The sequence below is a fragment of the Maritalea myrionectae genome (assembly GCF_003433515.1).
In the GTDB taxonomy this organism is placed as follows: Bacteria; Pseudomonadota; Alphaproteobacteria; order Rhizobiales; family Devosiaceae; genus Maritalea; species Maritalea myrionectae.
Genome location: NZ_CP021330.1, coordinates 171884 through 189384 on the forward strand (window position 1 = coordinate 171884; position 17501 = coordinate 189384).

At 52.8% G+C, this 17501-nt stretch carries 17 protein-coding genes; 9 read left to right on the forward strand and 8 right to left on the reverse strand.

Annotation, left to right across the window (positions count from 1 at the left end):
• The first annotated feature begins 103 nt into the window (after window positions 1-103).
• Window positions 104-571, forward strand: coding sequence for an MmcB family DNA repair protein (locus MXMO3_RS00775; RefSeq protein WP_425462126.1), 468 nt, complete (start codon window positions 104-106; stop codon window positions 569-571).
• A 3-nt stretch (window positions 572-574) separates the two neighbouring features.
• On the opposite strand, the gene MXMO3_RS00780 is transcribed toward MXMO3_RS00775, so the two are convergent.
• The 5 genes from MXMO3_RS00780 to MXMO3_RS00800 form a co-directional block, all read right to left on the reverse strand.
• Window positions 575-1576 carry a hypothetical protein gene (locus tag MXMO3_RS00780; RefSeq protein ID WP_117394630.1) on the reverse strand — a complete coding sequence of 334 codons (1002 nt, stop codon included), beginning with the start codon at window positions 1574-1576 and terminating at the stop codon, window positions 575-577.
• Entirely contained in the window at window positions 1557-2525 is a 969-nt protein-coding gene (locus tag MXMO3_RS00785; RefSeq protein ID WP_162889077.1) for a hypothetical protein, read from the reverse strand. The genes MXMO3_RS00780 and MXMO3_RS00785 overlap by 20 nt, the downstream gene beginning before the upstream one ends.
• 28 nt (window positions 2526-2553) lie before the next feature.
• The gene (locus MXMO3_RS00790; RefSeq protein ID WP_117394632.1) at window positions 2554-4140 is read right to left on the reverse strand and encodes an MBL fold metallo-hydrolase; all 1587 of its coding nucleotides are present in this window, start codon (window positions 4138-4140) and stop codon (window positions 2554-2556) included.
• 101 nt (window positions 4141-4241) lie between these two features.
• Entirely contained in the window at window positions 4242-4796 is a 555-nt protein-coding gene (locus MXMO3_RS00795; protein ID WP_027835709.1) for an ActR/PrrA/RegA family redox response regulator transcription factor, read from the reverse strand.
• Between the two features lie 78 nt (window positions 4797-4874).
• On the reverse strand, window positions 4875-6188 hold the full coding sequence (locus MXMO3_RS00800; protein WP_245985778.1) for an ActS/PrrB/RegB family redox-sensitive histidine kinase: 1314 nt from the start codon (window positions 6186-6188) through the stop codon (window positions 4875-4877).
• 174 nt (window positions 6189-6362) lie between these two features.
• Between MXMO3_RS00800 and MXMO3_RS00805 the strand changes: the two genes are divergently transcribed.
• The 4 genes from MXMO3_RS00805 (at window position 6363) to MXMO3_RS00820 (ending at window position 9029) form a co-directional block, all read left to right on the forward strand.
• Window positions 6363-6818, forward strand: a complete 456-nt coding sequence (locus tag MXMO3_RS00805) for a DUF2852 domain-containing protein (protein ID WP_027835711.1) — start codon at window positions 6363-6365, stop codon at window positions 6816-6818.
• Between the two features lie 163 nt (window positions 6819-6981).
• Window positions 6982-7713, forward strand: coding sequence for a M48 family metallopeptidase (locus MXMO3_RS00810; RefSeq protein WP_117394633.1), 732 nt, complete (start codon window positions 6982-6984; stop codon window positions 7711-7713).
• A gap of 105 nt (window positions 7714-7818) precedes the next feature.
• Window positions 7819-8328 (forward strand): TetR/AcrR family transcriptional regulator, encoded by a 510-nt coding sequence (locus MXMO3_RS00815; protein WP_117394634.1) that lies wholly within the window; start codon window positions 7819-7821, stop codon window positions 8326-8328.
• Between the two features lie 11 nt (window positions 8329-8339).
• On the forward strand, window positions 8340-9029 hold the full coding sequence (locus tag MXMO3_RS00820; RefSeq protein ID WP_117394635.1) for a DUF1295 domain-containing protein: 690 nt from the start codon (window positions 8340-8342) through the stop codon (window positions 9027-9029).
• Here MXMO3_RS00820 and MXMO3_RS00825 read toward each other — a convergent pair.
• Window positions 9023-9895: a LysR family transcriptional regulator gene (locus MXMO3_RS00825; RefSeq protein WP_162889078.1), complete on the reverse strand. Its 873-nt coding sequence runs from the start codon at window positions 9893-9895 to the stop codon at window positions 9023-9025. The genes MXMO3_RS00820 and MXMO3_RS00825 overlap by 7 nt on opposite strands.
• A gap of 157 nt (window positions 9896-10052) precedes the next feature.
• On the opposite strand from MXMO3_RS00825, the gene MXMO3_RS00830 reads away from it, so the two are divergent.
• Genes MXMO3_RS00830 through MXMO3_RS00840 form a run of 3 tightly spaced genes read left to right on the forward strand, consistent with a single transcriptional unit; the run spans window position 10053 to window position 12309 of the window.
• Window positions 10053-10616, forward strand: a complete 564-nt coding sequence (locus tag MXMO3_RS00830; RefSeq protein WP_117394637.1) for an ester cyclase — start codon at window positions 10053-10055, stop codon at window positions 10614-10616.
• A gap of 35 nt (window positions 10617-10651) precedes the next feature.
• Window positions 10652-11281, forward strand: coding sequence for an NADPH-dependent F420 reductase (locus tag MXMO3_RS00835; protein ID WP_117394638.1), 630 nt, complete (start codon window positions 10652-10654; stop codon window positions 11279-11281).
• Window positions 11282-11331: 50 nt separating this feature from the next.
• Window positions 11332-12309, forward strand: a complete 978-nt coding sequence (locus MXMO3_RS00840) for a glutathione S-transferase family protein (protein WP_117394639.1) — start codon at window positions 11332-11334, stop codon at window positions 12307-12309.
• On the opposite strand, the gene MXMO3_RS00845 is transcribed toward MXMO3_RS00840, so the two are convergent.
• Window positions 12306-14369 (reverse strand): transglycosylase domain-containing protein, encoded by a 2064-nt coding sequence (locus tag MXMO3_RS00845; RefSeq protein WP_162889079.1) that lies wholly within the window; start codon window positions 14367-14369, stop codon window positions 12306-12308. The two genes, MXMO3_RS00840 and MXMO3_RS00845, sit on opposite strands and share 4 nt — an antisense overlap.
• Window positions 14370-14532: 163 nt before the next feature.
• On the opposite strand from MXMO3_RS00845, the gene MXMO3_RS00850 reads away from it, so the two are divergent.
• The gene (locus tag MXMO3_RS00850; protein ID WP_117394641.1) at window positions 14533-15015 is read left to right on the forward strand and encodes a GNAT family N-acetyltransferase; all 483 of its coding nucleotides are present in this window, start codon (window positions 14533-14535) and stop codon (window positions 15013-15015) included.
• 48 nt (window positions 15016-15063) lie between these two features.
• Here MXMO3_RS00850 and gyrB read toward each other — a convergent pair whose 3' ends face one another.
• Window positions 15064-17493 (reverse strand): DNA topoisomerase (ATP-hydrolyzing) subunit B, encoded by a 2430-nt coding sequence (gene gyrB / locus MXMO3_RS00855; RefSeq protein WP_117394642.1) that lies wholly within the window; start codon window positions 17491-17493, stop codon window positions 15064-15066.
• Window positions 17494-17501 lie beyond the last annotated feature (8 nt).

Below are 17501 nucleotides of genomic sequence, written 5' to 3' on the forward strand. Positions count from 1 at the left end.
ACATCAGTAAAAGCTAGGGGCGCTTTTGGGCGCCCCTATTCTGTTGTGTTTTGCTTGTGCGTTGCTTCAATTGGGCTAAACTTGCCTGATGAACTCGGATTCGATGCAAAATTTGCCCCCCATTGTGGATGGCCGACAATCAGAAACCGCTTTGCGGGTCCAGCGCGGCTGCATGCGCTTTTTGCGGGCACAACATGATATTACCTGCTTTGCTGAAGTGCCTTTGGCCAATGGAAGGCGCGCCGATTTGCTGGGTGTGACGCCAAAGGGCGAAGTGTGGATTGTTGAGATCAAATCCAGCCTTGAAGATTATCGGGTTGACCAAAAGTGGCCCCAATATCATGAGTTCTGCGACCGCTTTTTCTTTGCCAAACCACCGGAGCTGGCCGCCGATATTTTCCCTGAAAGTGAAGGCCTTATCGTTGCCGACGGGCATGGCGCAGATATGATGCGGCCCGCATCCCTAGATAAAATGGCACCCGCTCGCCGCAAAACGCTGATGATTAAACTGGCACGGTTGGGCGCCGACCGCATTCATCAATTGATGGATCCGGGGCCCAGCGCATTATAGGGTTCAATAGCGCTGTGGCACAAAATTTCGCCATGGACGCCATCTCGCCGCGGTTATATCGGGATCGGAGATGTTGGGAATTGCGGCCCCATTCTGGGTGCTTGAGAGCCGTTTCATCGCGTCCATCCGACGACGCGCTGCAAATTCGGCATTCGCCAGACGCGCGGGACAATTTGACTCAAACTCCGACAATGTGAATTGAGGATGAAAATTAATCTCGTAAAACTGAGGCCGACTTTGAACAATCGAAAAGTCCACACGGCCATATTCTATCTGGGCCAAATCGAAGACCCTTTTTACGTCATCAATCCATCGATTCTCGCGTAGGATTTCCGCTTCTTGTGCAGCAAAGTCGGGCGGCATCGTATCAACCTCACCATATTTGACGTACCAACTCCGATCAAAAAGAAACAAATCCAGCATATATTGGTCATCAATACGGTATGCGGCGAGCTTAACGAAATAGTCGTCGATAAACGGCTCTGCGCAATATTCGATGACGATTAGGTCATCAAGCGGCTCACCAGATTGGGCCAACTTTTCTATCGCTTCATCAAGCTCATTTTGAGAATTCAGCAAGCCCGTCAATGGCGGCAGGCTGACGGAAAGATAGCGCAAGAACACTGGGAATAACTTGGGTTGCGGCCGTTCGCTTGCCAGGTAAGCATCAAAACTGTTTATGCCCGCCTTGCTTAACGCCTTCAAAAGCCCGAGCCGATTACGCGCTTGCGCGGGATCATTTAAAGCCTTGAACCCTGCGCCAGCGGCATTGATGTGGCGGTAGATTTTTGCCGCCAAGCGCCGTTCTCGCGGATGAAGCCGATCAATGAACGTAAAAATATAGGTGGCAGCGGGCAGAGACCGTGTTTTGAACAACCAGCTATAGGTTTTGTGCCGTGTCGACGGCGCATCATCAAAGGCTTTATAGCCGAGCAGGTTTCCCCTTTGGCGATTGGGACCAATAAAGATAATCACAACGACGCGCTCAATATCGTTGTGGCGCATAGTTGCGCCAAAATCGCCAACGGAAAGCCGTTAGCTCGGGATTGGATATGTTAGGTTGTGATTGGGTAGCCGGACGGTCTAGCGCTGCAACATCCTTAAATCGTTGCTCTACTGCCCGTGCTACATTTTGCTTGCGTTGCGGCACCTTTGATGTTGATTCAGTGGTTCTAAATTCGGGATTGAAATTGATTTCGTAAAATTGTGGACGCCCGTCCACCAACCCAAAGTCAGCCCGGCCATATTCAATTTGAGCAATGTCGAACACTTGCCCCGCTATTTCGGCATAAGCGTTCTGCTCCAAATCTTCGGCTTCCTTGTCGTAGAAAACGGGATCGACAATATCAATTTGGCCAATCTTAACCTGCCAATTGGATTCAAAAATCGTATAGTTCATGCTCACTTGGTCGCCTGCGCGATAGGCGGAGTATTTTTGAAAGATCCCAGGCGCGATTTCAGCGGCACAGAATTCTATGACCATAAGATCATCCAAAGGTTCACCCGCGGCTTGCAATTCGGAAATAATGCGATCCAAATTGGCCTGATCCGCGACTAAGTCTGTTAGCGGTGGAAGCGATTGAGAAATGCGGCGAATGAAAACCGGAAATCGCTTGGGATGCGGCGATTCCGCGGCCAGGTGGACATCAAAATCATTGACGCCCGCCTGAAAGAGGGCACGCAGCAATTGATATCTGTTTTTCACGCGCGTCGGATCATTTAACGCCTTGAACCCGTCGCCAAGCTGATTGATATGACGATAGATTTTTCCAGCCAAACGGCGTTCGCTGGGATCAAGTCGATCAATGAACGTAAAAATATAGGTGGCGCCAGGCAATCTTCGCGTTCGAAACAACCAATTATAGGTACGGTGCTTATAGGTCGGCGCGTGCTCGTAATTGCCAAACTTTTTGATGTTACGCCGCTGTCGGTTTGGGCCGATGAAGATAATCACCAACCCGGCACCCGTTTAGTCGTGGCCATCATTTAGCCAGCTCCGCATGCAACCGCTTCATCAGCTCGAGGCGTTTTTTGTCGCTCGATTCCTTGGCCAAAGCATGGCTCAGCTCAATGGAAAAACGGGCAAATTCAGCAGACCAATCTTGCGTGAATTGTTGCGGATCGATGCGCAAATGCTCGGGTTGATGCACCGCGCCAACGCCATTGGCGCGCAGTTCAAACTGATCATCCAATTGTGGCGCAATCACTTTATCCGGGCCCAAGCCTTTTGCTGCCAGGGCTGTTTTCATGGCATCGCGCCCCTCATCCTCGCCATGGGTGAGGAAAATGGCCCCATGCGCCGGCAAGCGTTCAGCAATCCAATCCATCAGCTCGGAATGGTCGCCATGGGCGGAATAATTGCCGATGGAGCGGATGGCGGCGCGCACAATATGGTTTTTACCATGGATGCGCACTTCATCTTTGCCCGATTTGATCACATGGCCGAGGGTGCCGGGCGCTTGATAGCCCACAAACAAAATGGTCGATTTGGGATCGGAGATATTGTTGCGCAGATGGTGTTTGATGCGCCCCGCATCGCACATGCCAGACGCGGCCATAATGATCGCACCGCCATTGATGCGATTGATGCCTTTGCTCTCCTCCACCGATTCGACAATGCGAAAACGGTCGTCAGCGAACAATTCTTCCGGGTCCAACTCCACGTCCTGCAGTTCAGCAGCGTGGCGCTTAAACACAGATGTGACACGGCGTGCCAAAGGCGAATCGAGGAACACCAATTGCGGATCGATTTCCCCGCGTTTGATCAGCACGCCGATATCATGCAGCAATTCTTGACTGCGCTCTACGGCAAAGGCAGGGATCACCAAATTGCCGCCATTGCCCAACGCCCGGTTGATCTCTTTTTTAAGCGCGGCGCGCCGTTCGTCCAGCGAGTAATCGTCACGATCGCGGCCACCATAGGTGCTTTCGCATAGAATATAATCAAAGCCGGAAGGGGCATGCGGCTCTAAATAGAACACTTTTTCGTCCGGTCCGAGATCGCCGGAGAACAGCATTTTGATGGTTTTACCATCATCATCCTGCACATGCACTTCAATAGAAGAACTACCCAAGATATGGCCTGCGTTCCAAAACCGTGCCTTTACGCCAGGGCCGGGTTCAAACCATTCTTCATAGGGGTGGCCCTTGGTCCGCTTGAGCGTTTCTTCTGCGTTTTCCCGCGTATATAGCGGCTCAACCAGTTCTTCGCCTTTGCGGGCGCGCTTGCGGTTATGCCGCTCTGCTTCATATTCTTGGATGCCCGCGCTGTCAGGCAGCATATAATCCAACAAGCCCGTGGTGGCGGCTGTACTGTGGATTGGCCCCTCAAATTTATGTTTGACCAGCTTTGGCAACAAGCCTGCATGGTCAATATGGGCATGCGTCAACAAGGCATAATCGAGCTTGGCTGGATCAAATGGAAAGGGCTTATAATTGAGGGCGCGGACCGTCTTGTTGCCTTGAAACAGACCACAATCGACAAGGAATTGGCCCTTGGGATGGGTAACCCGATAGCAAGAACCTGTGACCGTGCCCGCGGCCCCGTGAAATGACAAAACTACGCCCATGAATTTACCCTCTGTGCCGAATTTCTTGCTGTATAGACATCAGCTTAGCAGCAGGTGGCAAGAGACAAAAGCCAAACAGGAGTATGGCCCGATCTTTTTTTCTACCGTGGCGCGCGCTTTGCCAAAATGCGCTGCAATGTGCGTCGATGCATGTTCAATCGACGCGCCGTTTCCGACACGTTGCGATCACACAATTCGTAAACCCGTTGGATGTGTTCCCAACGCACCCGGTCGGCCGACATTGGGTTTTCCGGTGGGTCCGCTTTGATCTCGTCCTCATGCGCCATCAACGCTTTGAACACATCGTCCGCGTCCGCTGGTTTGGCAAGATAGTCGACTGCACCCAATTTCACGGCGGTCACCGCGGTGGCAATATTGCCATATCCGGTGAGCACGACTGCGCGTGCATCGGGGCGTCTTTCTTTGAGGGTTGAAACCACCTCCAACCCGTTGCCATCTTCCAAGCGCATATCAACAACGGCAAAAGCGGGCGGGTTGGATTTCACCTGCGCCATACCGGCGGCAACGCTATCTGCGGTTCGCACATCAAAGCCACGCTTTTGCATGGCCCGCTCAAGCCTAGTCAAAAAAGGTTTGTCATCATCGACAAGAAGTAAGGACAGGTCTTTGTCCAAAAGTTCTGGGACGCTGGTCATCTTGGTATCCTCGCAATTGATGCTATATGGCATCATTTCAACCGAAAGGTCAAAACCATCTCATTTTGTACGTTTAAATCACCTAGCCAGTTCAATCACCTGTCTTGGCCATGCTATTTTGACGCAGGCATGGCGCCCTTCATCACGGTTGAAAAACGCCAATTGAGCGCCCGTGCGTTCAAGCAAAGTCTTGGCAATAAAAATGCCAAGGCCGAGCCCGCCGGGTTCAGTCGGGTCGCTATCATTCATATCCTTAGGGCGTGTCGTAAGGTACGGCTCCCCCATGCGCATCAGCATATCCTGGGTAAAGCCAGGACCATCATCACAGATTGATATCTCTAACGTTCGATCAGTCCACCGCACACTGACCTCAACCCGCGATTCGGCAAAATCAACCGCATTTTCGATCAAATTGCCCAGCCCATAAATCAACCCAGAATTACGGGCCAAATTCGGCTGCGTGCCCTCGCCTTTTGCGTCCACGTCAATATCGATGCCAAAAAAGCGCTGTGGTTCGGAAACTTCGGCCACCAAGTCGCTGGCCGTGAGCACAGAAAAATGCTGCTCCTGGGTGTTGAGGTTGCGCAGTTTTTGCAAAATTTCGCGACAGCGCGTGGCTTGCTCTGTGATCAGTTCCAAGTCTTTCTTCAAAGATTGCGGATCGTCGAGATCGGTTTGCATTTCTTTTGCGGCCAGGGCGATTGTTGCCAATGGGGTGCCCAACTCGTGCGCCGCCGCCGTGGCCAGCCCATCAATAGCGGACAAATGCTGCTCGCGGGCCAAGACCAGCTCAGTAGCGCTTAAAGCATCTGCCAATTGTCGCGCTTCATGCGCGACGCGGTTGGTATAGGCGGACGTGAACACCACGCCACACACCAAAGCCACCCAAATGCCAAATACATATAGATTATTGATCAAAAACGGCTCGCTGCCGGACCAGGGCAACGGCATATGGAAAAGGCCCAGGAGCGTGATGATGGCAATGGCCAAGCCGCTAAGCCCCAATGTCCATCGATAGGGTAATGTGGTGGCGGACACGCTAACCGGCGCCAACAACAGCAAAGCGAACGGGTTATAAAGACCGCCTGTCAAATATAATAGCCCACCCAATTGCAAGGAATCATACGCCAATTGGGCCGCTGAGAATTGCGACCGAAGCCGCAGGGTCGCAGGATACCGCACCAAGAAAAACACATTCAGCCAAGCGGACATGGCAATCAAGGTGAAACAGGCCGCCAACGGCACGTCATATTTAAGGATGAAGGCCACCACCAAAACGCCGGCGCTTTGCCCGGCCACGGCCAACCAACGCAGGCGAACCAACGTGTCGAGCCGCAATCTATGGTGCGCACTATAGGCCAAAATCGGTTCTGATTTGTCAGTTTCGGTCAAGTTTCGCTCCTATTGGTGGCGATTTCGCGTGGAAAAAACATGCAAAAATCCCCATTTTCCGGCGCTCTGGGCCTTACGTGATGTGTTTTCAAGACCCTTTTTGCAAAAAATTGCGGCTTGAAGCTAGCAAAATCCCCCCCAAATCTAAGTCATCGTTGATGAAGAGGTGATAAAATGAGCACACAGTTGATTAAACCAGAATGGTCCCCCCTGACCATTGGTCTTATGGTTCTTGGCTTTATTGTTTTCTGGCCGCTTGGCCTCGCCATGTTGTTCTACATTTTGTGGGGCGAGCATTGGGGCGGTTCAAGCGACAAAGCCGAAAAGTGGATGCACAAGCAGAAGCATAAAATGAAGGGCTGTCGTGGCAAGCGCTACCGTCGCCACCACGCCACAGGCAATGCGGCGTTCGACGAATATCGCGAAGCTGAGTTTCGCCGGATTGAGGAAGAGCGTGCACGCCTTGAGCAAGAACGTGAAGAATTCGAAGAATTCTTGCGCAATCTGCATATGGCCCGTGATCGCGAAGAGTTTGACCGCTTTAAATCGGATCACCGTGCGAAGCGTCATGATGATGAAGATGATCGGTCTTCACGCCGCGACGACCGCAAAGATCGCGACGACTATTAAGATTTAACAGCCTTCTCCCCGCCCTTGCGCTTTTGCCCCCGAACAATTTGCGCAAGGGCCCCTGACCCCCAAAAACTTAGATCTAATCTTGATCTGGCGCTCCAAAAATCTGGAGCGCCTTTTTTGTTGCCAAATCAGTCCCAATTGAGGGAAAATCACATCCATGATGTTGAAACGTCGCGCAGCGATTCCCGAAAAATTGCAAATTGATCTTGCCACAGGTGCACTTGAGATTGTGGTGAGCCAGAATGCACGTGCCAAGCATTATCGTTTGTCGTTGCATCCGAAAAAGGGTGTTGTGCTGACCGTGCCTAAACGCGGCAATTGGCGTGATGCGCAAAATTTTGTTCATCGGCATCATGATTGGTTGAGCGACCGCCTTGACCAAATTCAAAGCCCCGCGATTTTGGCCCCCGGCATGGCGCTGCCGCTGCGGGGCGAACCGCACCACCTCATGTCGACAGGCAATCTTCGCGGCCTTGTCGCCCAAGACACGTGCAACCAACAGATCGCGGTGCCAGGCGCGCCAGAGCATTTTGCGAGAAAGCTCGGCGACTGGTTGAAGGCAGAAGCGCGACGGGATTTATCCATACAGGTTGCAGCGCACGCTGAACGACTATCCCTATCACCAAAGGGGATCACCATTCGCGATCAAACCAGCCGGTGGGGCTCGTGCAGTTCGTCGGGCCAGCTCAATTTTTCATGGCGCTTGGTTTTGGCGCCGCCCTTTGTGCTTGATTATGTTGCCGCCCACGAAGTGGCGCATTTGCGCGAGATGAACCATTCGCCGCGCTTTTGGCGTACGGTGAAAGAAACATTGCCCGACATGAAGCGTGGCCATGATTGGCTCAAAGTGCATGGGCGTGATTTGATGCGCTATCAAATACATCGCTAATCGCACCAGCAATTTTCACAAATTGAGATGGTTGACTTGACGTAGGCCTTTTCATTGCCTACATACATACCGATCGGTCGGTTTGTATGTAAGTTGGAGTTTGAGATGCCTACTACCACCAAGGAACAATTGCTCGAGATCGCCTTTGATATGTTTTTGGCGCATGGATATGACGGTGTGGGGATCAGCGAAGTTATCAAAAGAGCGGGGGTCTCTAAGGGCGCGCTCTATCATCATTTTACATCGAAAGACGATTTGATCGCTCAAATATTGCAGCGCTATTTTCTCGATGGATTTGCGCAGATGGACTTTGAGGCGCTGGCGCAACAGCCTGCGCACTCGCAACTCGGTCAGTTGGTGGATGGCTATCAAAGTCTTTTCGGCCCAACAGCCGCGCTACGCAAATATGGGTTTGCACGTTATTTGGCTTTGTTTTTCGACAGCTTGTCGCGCAACGAACATTTCGCTGCGGCTGTTGCACGCTATTACCAACAAATAGAAGCCGCGCTTCATCCTGATGCACAACCCTATTTGCGGCAGATCGAGGGAGAGATTTATCTCTCCACCGTCTTGCAGCGCGATCCTGACTTTTCGTTTATTCCGGCCACACTTTAGGAGAACATCCCATGGAACTTTATGGCTCGAAATCCAAATCCATTCCGCAAAAAATCACCATTACCCTTATTGAGCTGGCCCTTATTGGGCTTTCAAGTTGGATCATGTTTGGCAATGGTGGCCAAACTTTCGCAAGTCTTTTTGGGTGGACGCTGCCCGCCCAAACGCCTACGCGCTATGGGGTGATACTTGCCTTTAACATCGTCATTTTATTGCGTATGGGCTTCATGATGTTTTACCTGATGAAACGCACTTTGCCCTGGTCAGAGGCATTCACGGTGCCATCTGCTTTCGCCATCTATTATGTGGGCTTTGCTATTTTGGTGCTGCCCAATGGGGCGCCGCTGGGGCCTGTGGATTTTTTTGCCATTGGCCTATTTGCACTGGGGTGCATTTTGAACACAATGTCTGAATTGCAGCGGCATATCTTTAAAAAAGACCCCGCCAACAAAGGCAAGCTTTATACTGGTGGACTGTTTGCCTATTCAATGCACATCAATTTCTTTGGCGACATAGTTTGGGTCGCCGCCTATGCGCTGGTGGCGGGCCATTGGTTGGGCGCAGCCATCCCGGTGATGCTGTTCTGCCTGTTCGCGTTTTACAATGTCCCCATGCTGGATGATTATTTGCGCGACCGCTATGGCGACGCTTTCAAAGATTATGAAGCGCGGACCAAAAAGCTGATCCCTTTCATCTATTGAGAGCGGGACAGGGCGCGGGCCAGAAAATCGATTGCGGCCCGCACCCGTGCTGGACGATTCCGGTTGAGCGGCAGCACAGCCTGGATCGGCAAGGTCAGCGAGGGATAGTCCGGCAAAAGCCGCACCAGCTTTTCCGCCGCTAGATCCGATTGCACAACAAAATCCGGCACCAGCGCGATGCCTTCGCCCATAAGCGCCAGATTGCGCATGGCGGTAGCGCTGTTGGTGACAAATTGCGGCTGAATCGCGATATTGCGGGTTATCCCGTCAATCTGAAAAGGCCAGCGCGCCCCGCCGCGATAGTTGGCATCCCGCAAACAAATATGATCGCTCAAATCATCTGGCGATTTCGGCGTCCCATATTGATCAAGATAGGCCGGACTTGCGACCAGCCATAAGTGCGATTCGGTGAGTTTGCGCGCCACCAAATTGGAATCACTGAGCGCGCCGATACGCAGGGCGAAGTCAAAACCGCCTTCGATCAGATCGACATAGCTGTCTGATAAGCGCACATCAAAGCTAAGGTCCGGATGCTCTCGCTTAAGTTTGGCGAGCAATGGCAGTAGGACCACTTCGCCAAAACTCACTGGCGCTGAAATGCGCAAATGCCCGATCAACTCGCCCTCGGCCTGTTTGAGGGCGGAATGGCTTTCATCAATCCGGGCGATGATGTCCTGACAATCGAGATAATATTGCTGCCCCGCCAGCGTCAGGCTTTGGCTGCGGGTCGTGCGATTGAGCAGCTTGACGCCAACCTGCGTTTCAAGCGCAGCCAAATATTTGCTGGCCAGTTTTTTTGAAATGTTCAGTCGGTCTGCTGCGGCTGTAATGGTGCCGGCTTCCACCACCGCAACAAAGGTCCGCATACCATCAATCATATCCATATTATTGTGAATATACCGGCGACAATATTTCGTCAATATCTATGTTTTTCGGAATAAAGATTTCAATCATATTCCTTTCAACGCCGCACAACACAGGCCTCCAAAATGCTGCGGTGCAACAAACTGAAAGGAAATAGACATGTTGAAACAAACTCTTATTACAACACTTCTGGCCACCGGCCTCACCGCAAATGCATTTGCTGAAACCCCCGAAGCCATTCCGGGCGGGATCACACAAGAGCAATATTACACCGGCGGTGGTGCCGCCACCGAGGTGGATGAAAAGCACCTGGAAAAGTTCGATGCGCTCGATTTTGAGATTTTCTCTAATCAGGAATGGGACCGGGTCCATGAAAGCCATGATGAGGACATCATTGTCACCTGGCCCGATGGGCACTCGACCCGCGGTATTGATGTGCACATTGAGGATCTGAAGCGCTTGTTTGTCCATGCGCCAGACACACAGATCCGCTTCCATCCCGTGCGCCTGGCCACCGACAACTGGACCGCCGTTGTCGGGGTAATGGAAGGCACCTTCACTGAGCCCCTGCCTATTGGCAATGGCGAATTTATCGAACCTACCGGCGAATCTTTTGAACTGCAGATGGCCACCATCGCCTTCTGGCAGGACGGTCGCATGATCCATGAATGGCTCTTCTGGGACAATGAAACCTATGCCCGTCAGCTTGGACTGATCGAATGACTTTACTCAACAAACTCCTCAGAAAGGATAGAAAAATGACATATGCAATTATTGGTACAGGTAACATCGCCAGCGGTCTGGCCCGCACATTGGCCGCAAAGCACAAGGTATTGGTCGCCGGACGCGACGCTGACAAGGCGGAAAAACTGGTCAGCACCGTGAAAAATGCCAGCGCGGTAGCCATAGATGAAGCGCTCGACACTGCCGAGATCGTATTTCTGGCCGTGCCGTTTGATGCGGTGAGTGAATTGGCCGCCCGCTATAATTTTGACAACAAGATTGTGGTGGATGTCACCAATCCATTCAAGGCAGACTTCTCCGGGCTGACCTTTGGCTATGATTCATCGGCAGCCGAAAAAATTGCCGAATTGTTGCCCAACGCCCATGTGGTCAAGGCGCTGAACACCATCTTTGCCCAGGTCTATGAGCAGGGCCTGATTTTTGAGGGCCGGAAAGTGCCTGCCTATGTGGCGGCTGATGATGATGCGGCCAAACAAGAGGTGGTCACATTATTGGCTGACGTCGGGTTTGACGCTGTGGATGCGGGCGGCCTGCTCAATGCGCGCTATCTGGAGCCGCTCGCCTATCTGAATGTGCAGTTTGGCTATATGTTGGGCCAAGGCACACAAATCGCGCCAGCCTGGCTTTCCCGCCAGCCTGCTTAAGTGCAACAGGGCGCGATCCTTTGGGTCGCGCCCGTTTTAAGGAGCTTACTATGCTTGTTGATGGAAAATGGCAGGGCGATTGGCACCCATATCAGGCCAAGGACAAAAAGGGGCGCTTTGTGCGTCAGGAGTCTGCGTTTCGCAACTGGATCACGCCCGATGGCGCGCCGGGCCCCACCGGTGAAGGCGGCTTTGAGGCGGAACCAGACCGCTATCATCTTTATGTCGCCCTGATCTGCCCCTGGGCATCGCGCACCTTGATGGCACGCGCGCTCAAAGGCCTTGACGATATGATCAGCGTGAGCGTGGTCAACCCGCAGCTCAGCGCAGAGGGGTGGTCCTTTGGTGGTTTTGAGGGAGCCGATTTGGACCGGCTCAATGGGGCGAAATATATGCACCAGATTTATACAAAGGCTGATCCCAATTACACCGGGCGTGCCACGGTGCCTGTACTTTGGGATAAAAAGCGCCAAACGATTGTGAACAATGAGAGCGCGGATATTTTGCGCATGCTCAATCATAGTTTTTCCGCGCTAGTGCCTTCCAAAAATGACCTTTATCCAGAGGAACTGGCGGATCAGATCGAAGAGCTGAATAGCTGGCTTTATCACGGGCTGAATAACGGGGTTTATCGCGCTGGCTTTGCACAAAGTCAGGATGCCTATGAAGAGGCGTTTCATGAAGTCTTTGCCACGCTGGATCGATTGGAAGACCGCTTGGCAGCAGATGGACCATACCTATTTGGCGAGCAACTGACCGAAAGCGATATTCGATTGTTTGTAACGCTTGCGCGGTTTGATGTGGCCTATTTCGGCCTGTTTAAGACCAATCTGAAAAGGGTGCAGGATTATCCGCATCTGCTGCGCTTTGCCCAACGCATATATGCGTTGGACGGTGTGGCTGCGACCGTCGATCTTGAGCATATCAAGGCCGGGTATTATTCGGTCAAAGCGCTCAACCCGCGCCAAATCATTCCGGCTGGTCCAGACGATATCGGCTTTGCCATCAACACGAAAAGCGCTGCTTAACGCGAGAATATCTCGTTAATCAGGTCGCCCAAATTCCGGCGCTGGCCTTCTTGGGGCCGCTGGGTCATTGGCTCAAGGCTTTGATTGTCAAACCGCACATTGCCACCAGGGATTTGGGCGACAGCGAGCCCTTCATGGGCCTTTTGCATAAAATCGTGCCAGACTTGCACCGGCACATTGCCACCGCTGGCATTGGTGGGCGTGTCATCATCATTGCCCACCCATACGCCGGTGACCAAACGGGCGCTGTAGCCGACGAAGAGCGCATCGCGGTTCTTCTGAGAGGTGCCGGTTTTGCCAGCGATCGGCCAATCGCCAAATCTTGCTTTGCGGCCGGTGCCTACTTCGACAGCATGGGCCAACATATCGTTCATCATTGGGATATGCTCCGGCGCCACGACCCGACCGGGGCCCGCTGGCTGATGATTATAAAGCACTTCACCTTCGGCAGTTTCGATGCGCGAAATCACCCGTGCAATGATGCCTTCGCCACCATTGGCAAAAGGGGCGTAGGCCGCGGTCAGTTCCAAAAGCGAAATGCCTGTGGTGCCCAGTGCGCTTGAGGGCACGGGGTCGATATTGCTGGAAATCCCAAGCTTATAGGCAGTCTGCGCCACATTTTGCGGCCCCAGTTCGATGGCCAGCTTAGCGGCCACCAGATTGGACGACACCGCCAATGCGTCGCGCAGTTGCATGGTGCCACGGGTTTTGCCACCAGCATTTTGGGGCGACCAGCCCTTATAGGTAAAGGGCGAATCGTCAACCACGGTCTCAGGCCGATAGCCATTTTCCAAAGCGGTCAGATACACAAAGGGTTTAAACGCGGAGCCAGATTGTCGCCGCGCTGTGACCGCGCGGTTATATTGGCTTGTGGTGTAATCAATGCCCCCGACAATGGCCTGCACTGCCCCATCCGGCGTCATCGACACCAGCGCCCCTTGGCTAAACGCACGCTCTTCACCCTGTTCGCGCACGATTTCTTTGATTAAAAACTCGGCCTGTTTTTGCAGTTCCCAGTTGATGGTGGTGTACACAATTACATCCTGCTCCACCTCACCAAGATAATTGTCCATCAATGTTTCCACCCAGTCGGCGACGTAATATTCGGTGCCGGTGACACGGGTTCGGATACGCTTGTTGGGGTCGATCGCGGCGGCCTTGGCCTCTGCTTCAGAGATATAGCCTTCCTCCGCCATCGCGTTCAGCACCACGCGGGCGCGAGCGGCCGCACCTTCCGGGTTTTTGTTGGGCGCGAGGCGAGACGGCGCCTTCAGCAGGCCCGCCAGAATTGCAGATTCACCCAAGGATAGATTGCGCGCTGACTTGCCAAAATAACGCTGCGACGCCGCTTCAATCCCGTAAGACCCCGCACCAAAATAAACCCGATTCAAATAGAGCTGCAAAATTTCATCTTTGGTGAAATTTTGTTCCAGCCAGACCGACAGGAGCGCTTCCTGGATTTTCCGGCCATAATTTTGATCCGGCGTCAAAAACAGGTTTTTGGCCACTTGTTGGGTGATGGTCGATCCACCGCCGGTAATCCGGCCCTCAATGGTGTTGTTCACAAAGGCGCGGGCGATACCGATGGGATCGATGCCGAAATGGTCATAAAAACGCCGGTCTTCAATCGCCAACACGGCTGCGGGCACAAAATGGGGCAATTCGTGGATGGATATGGCCTCGCCGCCCATCTTGCCACGATTGGACAAAAGCTGCCCATCGGCCGCGACAATGCGGATATTCGCCGGACGATCAGGGATGGCCCAAGTGTCTGATGACGGCAGCTGCATGCCGTAATAGGCGACAATGCCGCCAACGGCAATCAGCGCCCATACGCCCAGCACGACGCCCCAATAAAACAGACGACGGAACACACGCCAGAACGTCCATTTCTGCTGCTTCTTCGCCTTACGGCGCGTCACTTTCTTTTTGGGATTCGCCTTGCTGCTGGCCGCAGTTTTGGCCTTGGTGCGCGTACGCGTCTTCTTGCCCTTTGTGCCGCCAATACGGTCAGCATTGGTCAATTTCAGGTCTGACGATTTGGAAGGTTTACGCGCCACCAATTACCCTCGCGGATTTGATTAAAAGTCGAGAAAAGTGCTTATTCACTTTAAATGTGGCCGGTTTATGGGGTGTAAACATTTTTGCAACAGCTCAGACTTACCGGTTTCATTGGATTGCTGAACGCTGAATCAATGTCTAAATGCATGTTTTGACCAAATTATGAGTTTTGTTGTGACTTTTGAAATTAGACGCGCCTTGGTTGAAGATAAGCCCGACATCAAAGGCATCTTGCTTTCAACCTTCACCCACACGTGGAAACCGCAGCTCAATGAGCGCGGATTAGCCAAGGCTGCGCATTTCGAACAGCGGGTCGATGACTATCTTGATCAATATTGCTCCCACATTTTTGTGGCGGCGGAAGGCGGCAAAACTATACGCATGGTGCATTGGTTTGGTGATTTCGTTGCGGCGCTGCACGTGTCTCAAGAGGCTCAGGGGCGTGGCGTTGGCAGCGCATTGCTGTGCTATGCAGAAAATGAAATCCGACAGGCTCATGACAAGGTGCGGTTGGAAACAGACACGTTTAATACGCAGTCGCGCGCATTTTATAAAAAACACGGGTTTGAAGAGATCAAACAATATCCTGATGAGGAATGGGACAGCGGTCTGACCACAATTTTGCTTCGCAAACGCTTGTCCTAAAAAAAAGGCGCCAATCGGCGCCCTTTTTGCTTAAATATCGAGGTCCACCTAAACGTCGAGGTTGGCGACACTCAGCGCATTGTCTTGAATAAATTCGCGCCGTGGTTCCACCAGATCGCCCATCAATTTAGAGAAGGTTTCGTCAGCAACGTCACTTTCCTTCACATGCACGCGCAGCAATGAGCGGGCATCTGGATCAAGTGTTGTTTCCCACAATTGATCGGGGTTCATTTCGCCCAAGCCCTTATAGCGCTGCATGGAGATGCCTTTGCGGCCAAAACTGGTCATCGCATCATAAAGGGTGAACGGCCCGAAGATTTGCTGGCTTTGATCCTTGCGTTCCAATTTGGCCAGTCCCTCGAACAGATTCTCGAGATAGCCTGCCAGCTTCTCCAAATTGCGCGCATCTGTTGAGCGCAGCAATGCGCTGTCAACTTTGTGGCTTTCTAGAACGCCGCGCACGGTGCGCGAGAAGACGTAGCCTTCTGTCGGATCGAACGTGCCTTCCCAGCCCTGTTCCGTCTCAGCAGAGACCAAATCCAATCGCTGTGCGACGGTTTGGGCCATTTTTTCGCCTTGGGCGGGATCTTCAAAAACGGAGAGGTTCAACGCGCCAGAAATGGCACATTGCTCGACGATCTGCCGATCATAGCGCGCATTCAACCCGTTGATGGTGTGCACAATATCGCGACTTTTCGAGGCCAAATCCATCAAATCCTGACCGGTGTGGGTCACGCCTGCGGCGGTAATCAACGCCGCATCTTCAAGGCCCGCATTAAGCAAATATTCTTCCAGCGCGCGTTCGTCTTTCAAATATTGCTCAGACTGGCCGCGTCGCACTTTGTAAAGCGGTGGCTGCGCGATGAAAATGTGGCCATTCTCGATCAGTTCAGGCATTTGCCGATAAAAGAAGGTGAGCAAGAGCGTACGAATGTGCGCGCCATCCACGTCCGCATCGGTCATGATGATGATTTTGTGGTAGCGCAGCTTTTCAATATTAAATTCTTCACGACCAATAGATGTGCCAAGGGCCATCACAAGGTTGCCAATTTCCTGGCTCGACAGCATCTTGTCGAAGCGCGCCCGCTCCACATTCAAAATCTTACCGCGCAGCGGCAAAACGGCCTGGGTGCCCCGGTCACGGCCTTGAGTGGCCGATCCGCCCGCACTATCACCCTCCACCAGGAAGAGTTCTGATTTGGTCGGATCTTTTTCCGAGCAATCTTTAAGCTTGCCGGCGAGATACGAAACGTCCAGCGCGGTTTTGCGGCGGGTCAATTCCCGCGCTTTACGTGCGGCTTCCCGCGCGGCAGCAGCTTCCGCCACTTTCGAAACGATCGTTTTGGCTTCAGCAGGATGCTCTTCAAACCATTGGTTCAAGCGGTCATTGACCACTGATTCCACCACCGGACGCACCTCGGAAGACACCAATTTGTCCTTCGTCTGAGAGGAGAATTTCGGGTCTGGCACTTTCACCGACAGCACGCAGGTGAGGCCTTCACGGCAGTCATCGCCCGTCAATGAAACTTTCTCACGCTTCAACACGCCGGAACGATCAGCATAGCCAGTGACCTGGCGGGTCAGCGCGCCGCGCAAACCGGCCAAGTGGGTGCCGCCGTCGCGCTGTGGAATATTGTTGGTGAAGCACAGCACATTTTCGTGGTAGCTCTCGTTCCACCACAGGGCCAGCTCAACGGTGATGTCATCTTTTTCAACGGTGATGTAGATCGGGCTTTCAATCAGCGCTTGTTTGGATTTGTCCAAATAGCGCACGAATGCTTCCAGCCCGCCTTCATAATAAAGCTCGACAGACTTGTCTTCGCCGTGGCGCAAATCTTTCAAAATGATGCGCGCGCCAGAGTTCAGGAACGCCAATTCACGCAAGCGGTGCTCCAGCGTGTCATAATCAAACTCAACCATGGTGAAGGTGTCAGTCGACGGCATAAAGGTCACTTTGGTGCCTGTTTCGTCGCCTGCATCGCCCACCACTTCCAGTGGCGCATCTGACACACCATGGGTAAAGCGCATCCGGTGCACTTTGCCTTGGCGGCGAATTTCCAGCTCGAGCCATTCCGACAGTGCGTTCACCACTGACACGCCCACGCCGTGCAAACCGCCAGAAACCTTATAGGAATTTTGGTCAAACTTGCCGCCAGCGTGCAGCTGGGTCATGATCACTTCAGCGGCCGACATGCCTTCTTCTTCGTGCATATCGGTTGGAATGCCGCGCCCATTATCGGTAACAGAAACTGAGCCTTCGGGGTTGATGGTGACGGTCACATAGTCAGCATGGCCAGCCAGCGCCTCGTCAATCGCGTTATCAACCACCTCATAAACCATGTGGTGCAACCCGGAGCCATCATCGGTATCCCCGATATACATGCCCGGACGTTTGCGGACCGCATCGAGCCCCTTGAGCACGCGAATGCTTCCCGCACCATATTCATCAGTTTTTGGGGTTTGATTTTCTTCGCTCATTTGCACCG